Annotated in this window: 8 protein-coding genes; 4 read left to right on the forward strand and 4 right to left on the reverse strand. The window is 40.2% G+C overall.

Annotation, left to right across the window (positions count from 1 at the left end):
* Positions 1-30: 30 nt before the first annotated feature.
* Together QM629_RS01910 and QM629_RS01915 are read right to left on the reverse strand one after the other, a co-directional pair.
* Positions 31-714, reverse strand: coding sequence for a transposase (locus QM629_RS01910; protein WP_415156627.1), 684 nt, complete (start codon positions 712-714; stop codon positions 31-33).
* 6 nt (positions 715-720) lie between these two features.
* The gene (locus QM629_RS01915; protein WP_415156619.1) at positions 721-1,104 is read right to left on the reverse strand and encodes a hypothetical protein; all 384 of its coding nucleotides are present in this window, start codon (positions 1,102-1,104) and stop codon (positions 721-723) included.
* A gap of 45 nt (positions 1,105-1,149) precedes the next feature.
* On the opposite strand from QM629_RS01915, the gene QM629_RS01920 reads away from it, so the two are divergent.
* Positions 1,150-1,350, forward strand: coding sequence for a DUF4342 domain-containing protein (locus tag QM629_RS01920; RefSeq protein WP_415156629.1), 201 nt, complete (start codon positions 1,150-1,152; stop codon positions 1,348-1,350).
* 205 nt (positions 1,351-1,555) lie between these two features.
* Here QM629_RS01920 and QM629_RS01925 read toward each other — a convergent pair whose 3' ends face one another.
* Complete coding sequence (locus QM629_RS01925; RefSeq protein ID WP_415156631.1) at positions 1,556-2,158, reverse strand: 7-carboxy-7-deazaguanine synthase QueE; 603 nt, start codon at positions 2,156-2,158, stop codon at positions 1,556-1,558.
* Positions 2,159-2,219: 61 nt separating this feature from the next.
* Positions 2,220-3,122, reverse strand: coding sequence for a bifunctional 5,10-methylenetetrahydrofolate dehydrogenase/5,10-methenyltetrahydrofolate cyclohydrolase (locus tag QM629_RS01930; protein ID WP_415156621.1), 903 nt, complete (start codon positions 3,120-3,122; stop codon positions 2,220-2,222).
* 562 nt (positions 3,123-3,684) lie between these two features.
* Here QM629_RS01930 and QM629_RS01935 point away from each other — a divergent pair.
* The 3 genes from QM629_RS01935 to QM629_RS01945 all read left to right on the forward strand — a co-directional run bounded on the left by QM629_RS01935 (position 3,685) and on the right by QM629_RS01945 (position 8,841).
* Positions 3,685-6,927: a SusC/RagA family TonB-linked outer membrane protein gene (locus QM629_RS01935; RefSeq protein WP_415156623.1), complete on the forward strand. Its 3,243-nt coding sequence runs from the start codon at positions 3,685-3,687 to the stop codon at positions 6,925-6,927.
* 38 nt (positions 6,928-6,965) lie between these two features.
* Positions 6,966-8,417: a SusD/RagB family nutrient-binding outer membrane lipoprotein gene (locus tag QM629_RS01940; protein ID WP_415156625.1), complete on the forward strand. Its 1,452-nt coding sequence runs from the start codon at positions 6,966-6,968 to the stop codon at positions 8,415-8,417.
* Between the two features lie 241 nt (positions 8,418-8,658).
* A complete protein-coding gene (locus tag QM629_RS01945; protein ID WP_415156633.1) occupies positions 8,659-8,841 on the forward strand; it encodes a RagB/SusD family nutrient uptake outer membrane protein in 183 nt (60 codons plus the stop codon).
* Positions 8,842-8,884: the final 43 nt, after the last annotated feature.

The raw sequence follows: 8,884 nt of genomic DNA on the forward strand, positions 1-8,884 counted from the left end.
ACTGATGTTACGCATTTTTATTCACAGAAATTATGCTGTCAATTTATGATTGGCCAGTTGGTGCATTGTTATCCAGGCTATTTTAGTGGCGTTAACCATCATTTTTGATTTTAAGGCAAAATGATTACTGCCACAACGGATTTTCAATCGTTCCATTTTTACATAGGCCATAATAGATGCAATAAAATGGGATTTTTGAGTAGTCATCCGCCTGGTGGGCGATTTAGGAAATGCCGTGTTGCTTTTAATGAATTTGTGATATTCTTCTACTTTCCACCGTCTTTTGTAGATTGCAGTTACCTCATCATACAATAAGCTCAAATCACTGCAAGCCAGATAAAGTGTGCCGGTAACGCCATCTCCGTCTTTGAAGACTTGCCGGGCAATGAGTATTGGAAAATCCAATTGCTCTACCCAAACTGACCGGGCACACCCCTCTGGCACTGCATTTTTGATACTGATGTATTTGCCTGCCGCCTTATCTGCTTTGCTGAATGCAACTTTTCGGTTCTCTTTCATTGCCATGATAAAATCCCGCCCGCATTGCTCTGTAATAAATTGCATATTTTCCGCACACGCAAACCAGCTATCACTTAATACATACCTGAACCGTAAATTATCGCAGCTATGTTTTACTAAATCTCTGAAATGCGCCTGTTTGCCAATGCTGCTTTTACGTTTATGCCGCCCCGTTCTGCTATCAACATATTCAATATCCTTTTATACAAATTTTACGCCTACCGGCAAACTCATCTCCCAATTATTATAAATGGCTGATATGAAGTTTACCCCTTTGACACTCTTGTTTTGCGTGTGGTCAAAATGCCACTGTATTAAATCATTGCTGTCTGTATATGGTTTCGCTTCCACTGAATCATCTATAATCAACAACCCGTTTTCATCTTCTATCTCCTGGCACATGAACCTGGTCTGATGCCATAACCGCCTTTCGCTAATATAACCACTGTTTAATAACCGGGTAATAATATCATGGCTAAGATGACCATCCAACACGTTCGATAAACCGGTTGCTGTAGCCTGACCAACTGCTACTATCAAATAATCTGTATATAAATCTAACACTTCTGACTTTGTTATCTTCATCTCCAAAATTATTGTTTATTAATTTGCGTAACATCAGTAAATAAAATAAAAGAACTGATAGAAGAAGGCAATGTAAGAAAGATAACCATTGTTGATAAAGATGGTAAAGAGTTAATGAGCTTCCCATTAACTGTAGGTGTGGTTGGGGTAATGGTTGCGCCTGTGCTGGCTGCTATTGGCGCGGCCGCGGCATTGATTGGCGAATGCACGATAACGGTGGAGAGAGAAGATAAAACCGGGATTTGAAAACTGTGCAAGCCGCGAAAAACTTATGTGTTACGGGGCTGATAAAATCCTCTCTGCCATATAATAATACCGGAAAATAATTGTTACACAATCAATATCGTTTAGTTACGCTTGTTTGGCCTCACCCTAAATCCCTGTCTGCCGCCAGGCAGGCCTCTCCAAAGGAGAGGGACTTTACAAACGTTCCTTAAGTAAACAACATTTACTACGGAATATCCAGATACTTATGCACCTGCAGGCTTAGCTGCCAGCGGGGATTTTGTTTTATATAATCTATAATCAGAGGCGTTACGATTTTGGCCTTGCTCCATTCCGGCTGAAGGTACAGTTTACAGTTAGCTGAAACCTGCGCTGCATTTTCTTCCGCCCATTTAAAATCAGATTTATTATACACTACCACTTTTAATTCGCTGGCTGCAGCAAAAACTTCAGGCAGTGGTTTTTTAAATTTTTTTGGCGAAAGGCATATCCAGTCCCAATAGCCTGAAAGCGGGGATGAGCCTGATGTTTCTATATTCGTTTTAAAACCTTCATGCCTTAAGCTGCGGGTAAGTTCATCCAGGTTATGCAATAAAGGTTCACCGCCTGTAATAACGAAGATAGGGCTGATAGCTGATAGCTGATAGCTGATAGCTTCTTTCGCCTCTGTAATAATCTGCGCTACCGATTTTTGCGGGTGAACGGCTGCATCCCAGCTTTCTTTTACATCGCACCAGAAGCAACCTACATCACAGCCTCCCAGGCGAATAAAATAAGCTGCTTTTCCCTGGTGAAAGCCTTCTCCCTGTAAAGTGTAAAATGCTTCCATTACAGGCAAAACAGCCGGTTCTGCTGCATTTGCTGCAGCATGATGATATGTTGTTTGAAGGTTATTCACTTAAAATTGCTTCACTTAAGTTATGACGCTTTAAATAAGCCGTTACTGTATTTTTTAATAAGGCAGCTATGGTCATTAACCCAACGCCGCCGGGAACGGGTGTTATATAAGAAGCCTTTGCTGCCGCTTCATCAAAATTCACATCCCCTTTTATGCGGAAACCCTTTTTTGCTGAAGTATCTTCCACCCTGGTAATGCCTACATCAATAATTACTGCACCTTCTTTTATCATATCAGCCGTAACAAAGCCCGGTTTGCCAAGGGCTGCCACCAGAATATCAGCCTGCAAACTTAATTCTTTTAAATTGGGTGTGTGGGAATGACAAATGGTTACAGTAGCGTTTCCATACGGCTGATTACTGCTTAAAAGAATGCTTATTGGCCGGCCTACAATATTGCTGCGGCCAATCACTACGGCATGTTTTCCCTTTGCATGTATGCCATAATGCTGCATGAGCAGGATGATGCCATAAGGTGTTGCCGGGATGAAGGTTGGCGCGCCCTGCGCCAGCCTGCCAAGGTTTACCGGGTGAAAACCATCCACATCTTTTTCAGGTGTGATTGTATTAATTACTTTTTCCTCGCTGATATGTTTTGGAAGGGGGAGCTGTACCAGCATGCCGTCAACCGTATCGTCATTATTCAGCTCTTCCAGCTTTTGCAGTAAAATATCTTCCGGCACGGAGGTTTCAAACCTAATGAGGGAAGACTGAAAACCAATTTCTTCACAGTTTTTTATTTTGCTGGCTACATACGTTTCGCTGGCGCCGTTGTTACCAATTAATACAGCTACAAGGTGCGGGGGGCGCAGTTTTTTTTGAATAAGTGCATTTACCTGTTTACTTAAATCTGCTTTTATTGCTGCGGCGGCGGGTTTGCCTTCGAGTAATATCATGCTGCAAAAATATCTATGATGAATAATAATATGCTGCAAAGAATTATGAAAACTTAGCTCGCTATAAAATTCTCCTTCATTATTGCTCCTGTATAAGCAGCAAGCTCTTTTGAATTGATCCTATACCAATCAACGGCTTTATCTTTCCTTCATCAAACTTTATTTGTTAATGTTAATTAACCCACATTTCTATATATTATAGAATAAGTTATTAATAAGTCTTTATTTATCAGTTGTATATACATGTTGGTATTTGAAATGCTCCTTTAAGCAGCATTTTTTAAAAATATTTTGTCTAACTCCTTATGCTTGACGGAGTTCTGAGGTTAGCTACCCCTCTGCTCCTTTTTCAATATAGTTCACACACACATAAAATTATAAGCTCATGTATGAAATGAAAACCCGGTTAATACAGATTGGAGAAACGGTAATAGCACTAATAACTTATCACCATTATATATAAGCTGGTTTGATATTTTTTATCAGTGACCAACAAATTTTATCTGCCCGCGCTGCCATAATCTTTATTCATTCATTCACACGCAAATTAAAAATTGTCCAAATGAGAAAAACAGCAAGTATGTTTATCCTGTTGCTATTTACAGGCATTGTTGCTTTGGCGCAAAGCAAAGTAAGTGGCACCGTGAAAGATCAGAACGGAGATCCCGTTCCATTTGCAACAGTTAATCTTAAAGGTTCGAAAATTACTGTTGCTGCAGATGCAAATGCAAATTTTACTATTTCCGCCAAAAGCGGAGATATATTGGTTGTTTCTGCAGTTGGTATAGATTCCACAGAAATTACGGTGGGCAATGACCCTGTAATAACGGTTACGGTTAACAGGAGTTCAGGTTCCATAACAGATGTTGTGGTAACAACAGCTCTCGGTATTAAAAGAAACAGGAATACACTTCCGTATGCTGCACAAACAATTTCCGGTTCTGATGTAAGCAACAACAGAAGTTTTGATATAGCTCAGTCCATGTCTGGTAAAATTGCGGGATTACAAATTTCACAAAGCAATACCTTGGGTGGTTCTACAAATGCAATTTTAAGAGGATATAAATCAATTACCGGAGATAACCAGGCATTGTTTGTTATTGACGGAACACCGGTTAATAACAACAACACCAATAGTAGTTCTCAGCAAGCCGGTGGCGGCGGTTATGATTATGGCAGCCCCATATCCGATTTGAACCCAGATGATATTGCCTCGATTACTGTTTTGAAAAGCGCTGCGGCAACAGCTCTCTACGGTTCAAGGGCAAGTAATGGCGTTATTTTAATTACTACTAAAAAAGGCTCTGATAACCTTAGTGTTACACTTAATATAGGCGTGCAAAAAAGCTATATTGATAAGAGCACGTTCCCTAAATATCAAAATGAATATGGTGCCGGTTATGGCCCGTTCTATGATGACGGAACTGGCTTTGCCCCTTGGTTTTATGGTTATACCGGCGAGCAAGGGTTAGGCCCCTTGGTTCCAACAACCGAAGATGCATCCTATGGTGCAGCTTTTGACCCAACGTTGATGGTATATCAATGGGATGCCTTGGATCCCACTTCGCCGTATTATCAAACGGAAAGGCCTTGGGTGGCCGCACAAAATGGGCCCGTTACTTTTTTCAATAAGCCATGGTCAAATTCCCAAAGCATATTAGTAACTAATTCGTCTGCGCATGGTTCTTATAAATTTGGTTATACAAGAGACGACGAAGATGGTATTCTACCAAACAGTAATCAGAAAAAAAATATAGTCAACTTTGGCGCCAGCTATAACATATTAAAAAACCTGACCATAGGCGCAGAAGCCAATTATTATGATATTCCTGCAATTGGAAGGTACGAAACGGGATATTCGCCATCATCAGGCCCCAACCCTATGAATAACTTCCGGCAATGGTGGCAAACAAATGTGGATGTGCAGGAGCAAAAAGAGGCGTATTTCAGGACCCTGGAAAATATAACATGGAACTGGAGTGACCCTTATGAGAAATCTGCGCCGATTTATTGGGATAACCTTTATTTTTCCAGATATCAGAACTACGAAAGCGATAATCGTAAGCGCCTCATAGGCAATATAAATGCCAGGTGGGATGCAACCAATTGGCTCTCATTTACGGCCAGGGTATCATTAGATCAGTATCATTGGTTGCAGGAAGAACGAACCAATATGGGTTCGGTAGAGACTTCCGGTTACTCTAAATTCTTAGAAGATTTTTATGAAAGAAACATAGATCTTATGGCAAATTTCCATAAAGAACTTGGTTCTTCCTTTAATCTGAACGCTTTGGTGGGTGCAAATTTGAGGCATTCTGAAGACCAATCTACTTCTGCGTCAACAAATGGAGGACTTGCTTTACCGGATATATGGGCTTTAAGCAATTCTGCTGCCACACCCGATGCACCTTCCGAATATTATGGCATTAAGGAAGTAAATGGTATCTATGGTTCGGCTACATTATCGTATAAAGATTTTCTTACTTTAGATGCATCGCTTCGCAGAGATGCGTCTTCTACCTTACCTAAAGGCAATAATGCTTATTATTATCCCTCTGCTTCATTAGGTTTTGTGTTTTCTAAATTACTGAAAAACACGCCATGGTTAAGCTATGGAAAATTAAGCGTTAATGCGGCAGAAGTTGGCTCTGATGCGCCTATTTATAGTGTGTATGATACCTATAGTATTTTAACGCCATACAGCGGAAATCCTGTAGGCTCTGCAAGCACTAATAAAAATAATCCAAATTTGAGGCCTGAACGTACCAAGAGTGGAGAAATAGATTTGGAAATGGCGTTCTTGCAAAACAGGTTAGGCTTCACAGCATCGTACTACAATTCAAAAACAATTGATAATATTCTGCCTGTAACCGTTTCTTCCGCTACGGGATATGCATCGGAATATCAAAATGCAGGCTCAATGACCAACAAGGGCGTAGAAATTACTTTAAGAGGAACCCCCGTTCAAACGAAAAATATTCAATGGGACATAACCGTAAACTGGTCGGAAAACCGCAATAAAGTGGTAAAGTTGTTTACGGACGGCTCAGGTAATGAAGCAAAAAACCTTCAGTTGGCGGCATTTCCTTTTGGACAAACCCTGAATGCGCCATTAGGACAGCCTTACGGGCAAATAAGAGGCTCCGATTTTGTTTATACAAACGGACAGCGAACTGTTGATGCAGATGGGTATTATGAACTTGCAAATGACGGGGACGTAAATGAAAACATCGGAACCATTCAGCCTAAGTGGATTGGCGGCATAAACAATAGCCTGCGCGTTAAAGATTTTACGTTGAGTTTCTTAGTTGATTTCAAGCAGGGCGGCAATGTATTTTCACTCGATCAGGATTTTGGACAATATGACGGCTTGTATCCTATTACTGCCGGTCTTAATGCAAACGGCAAGCCTAAAAGGTCAGCTCTTGAAGATGGCGGGGGCGTTATTTTGCCGGGTGTTACGGAAGACGGCAAAACCAATTCTACCTATATTGAAGCAGATTATGCAGGGGCCGCCTATGGCTTTGGTGCTGCCCCGGATAAGGCTTTTGTATATGATGCCAGCTACATTAAGCTGAGAGAAGTGATTTTGAGTTACTCATTCCCTCACAATTTGATGGAACGAATAAAAGCTATAAAAGGAATACAGCTTTCACTGATTGGCCATAATTTATGGATAATTCATAAAAATTTGCCTTATGCGGACCCGGAAGCCGGAACGAGCTTTGGTAATATAAGCGGTTTTCAATCCGGATCATATCCCGCGGTAAGAAATTTCTCACTTAACATGAAAGTGAATTTTTGAGCAACCTCATTTGGCAAAAATTATTAAAATAAATAATAATGAAAACATTCAAGCAAATATTTATAGCGGCAATTCCCCTGATATTGTTAGGCGGATGTGCCAAGGATTTAACAAAACTAAACAACGACCCCAAGAACCCGACAAGCATATCTTATGAGGCTCTCTTTACCAGAGGACAACAGCAATTAGCAAACCTGCTTACTACTGCTGATTATAATCTTAATCCTTTTAATTTTTTTGAACAGTATTGGCAGGAAACGACATATCTTAATGAGAGCCAGTATGATATTTTTTACAGGGGCATACCAGGTACAGACTGGGATATGCTTTACCTGAATGTTTTGGAAAATTTAATTCAGGCGGATTCTTTGGCTAAAATACAAGTTACAGATGCAAGTCAATTGGCAAATGTTCATGCGCAAATTGACATAACTGAAGTAACGGCATTTTACTATTTGATTACCACTTATGGCAACATTCCCTATACCGATGCTTTTAATGTGATAAACCAGGCTTTTCCAAAATATGATGACGCAGAAACGGTATATAAAGACTTATTAACACGCTTAACAAGCGATATTGCTGCTTTAAATGACGGAGCGGACGGCATAGGCAGCGCAGACCAGATATATGGTGGGGATGTTGATTCATGGATAAAATTTGCAAATTCGTTAGCATTGAGGATGGGAATTACTATTGCAGATGCAGATGATGCTTTGGCTAAACAAACTGTTGAGGCGGCTGCACCCAATGTATTCACATCAAATGACGACAATGCTAATTACATCTACTTGTCATCACCACCTTATGTTAACCCTATTTATAATTTTTTCATTTTAAGTGCAAGACAGCAAGATTTTGTAGGGTGTACAACTTTTATATCACAATTACAATCAAATGATGACCCGAGATTGCCATTGTATTTTACAACCGCAACAAATTCTTCAGGAGCAAATCTTGGATATATTGGAGTTGACCCCGGCAAAGCAGGTGGTTATTCGGGCCATTCGGCGCCGGCCCCGGAAATATATACCGCTGATTTCAGAGGGGTATTTATGAGCTATGCCGAAACACAGTTTTATTTGGCAGAGGCAGCAGAACGGGGTTATAGTGTAGGTGGCACAGCCGAAAGTTTTTATAAAGAGGGTGTGGAAGCTTCTATCTTAGAATGGGGCGGTACGCAAGCTGATGCAGATGCGTATTATGCCCAGTCCACTGTTAACTATGCAACAGCTTCCAGTGACTGGAAAGAAAAAATCGGTACACAAATGTGGATTGCTTTGTATAACAGGGCGTGGGATGCATGGGTAGAATCCAGAAGACTCGATTATCCAGTATTTCCTGCACCGGACCAAGCTGTTTCAGGCTTCCCTGTAAGATTTACCTATCCTGTTACGGAAACAAACGTAAATTCCGATAATTACCAGGATGCGGCTCAGGCGATAGGGGGAGATGATGTAACTACAAAGCTTTTCTGGGATAAATTTTAATCTAATATGCCTCTGAATAATAATAAGATTAACCCAATTGTTTTCAGCAAGCGGTTAATTTCTGATTTTTAAAATAAAACAGACAGAGAGAATGTTTAATTCTTAGTTGAAATTCTTTTCATGGAGGCATGCCTCCATGAAAAGAATTGGTTCGGAAAAATTTTAATTTTATTAAGCACATAAAAACCGAACCAATTATGATTAAAAGTACAACAATCCACCAGGTTATACAGGTACACAAATTTTAGAAGATATTTTAACTGAAAAGCGCAAGGAACTGGCTTTTGAGGGCAACAGGTTCTGGGATTTGTATCGTTTGCAAAGAAATTTTACAAAAGTTGTTGAACAAACTTTAGGAACTACTTTGTCAATTTCATTACCAACAACAGTTGGATCAAGATTCCTATACCACAATCTGAAATAGATGCCAATCCAAATATAGCTCAGAATGAAGAATACTAAAGAGG

The organism is Parafilimonas sp. (assembly GCF_047606085.1).
Lineage (GTDB): Bacteria > Bacteroidota > Bacteroidia > Chitinophagales > Chitinophagaceae > Parafilimonas.

What these genes read in the sequence shown, in the direction of transcription:
- QM629_RS01940 (WP_415156625.1), top strand. Translation starts at nt 6,966, where the DNA reads ATGAAAACATTCAAGCAAATATTTATAGCGGCAATTCCCCTGATATTG.
- QM629_RS01915 (WP_415156619.1), bottom strand. Translation starts at nt 1,104, where the DNA reads ATGAAGATAACAAAGTCAGAAGTGTTAGATTTATATACAGATTATTTG.
- QM629_RS01935 (WP_415156623.1), top strand. Translation starts at nt 3,685, where the DNA reads ATGAGAAAAACAGCAAGTATGTTTATCCTGTTGCTATTTACAGGCATT.
- QM629_RS01925 (WP_415156631.1), bottom strand. Translation starts at nt 2,158, where the DNA reads ATGGAAGCATTTTACACTTTACAGGGAGAAGGCTTTCACCAGGGAAAA.
- QM629_RS01930 (WP_415156621.1), bottom strand. Translation starts at nt 3,122, where the DNA reads ATGATATTACTCGAAGGCAAACCCGCCGCCGCAGCAATAAAAGCAGAT.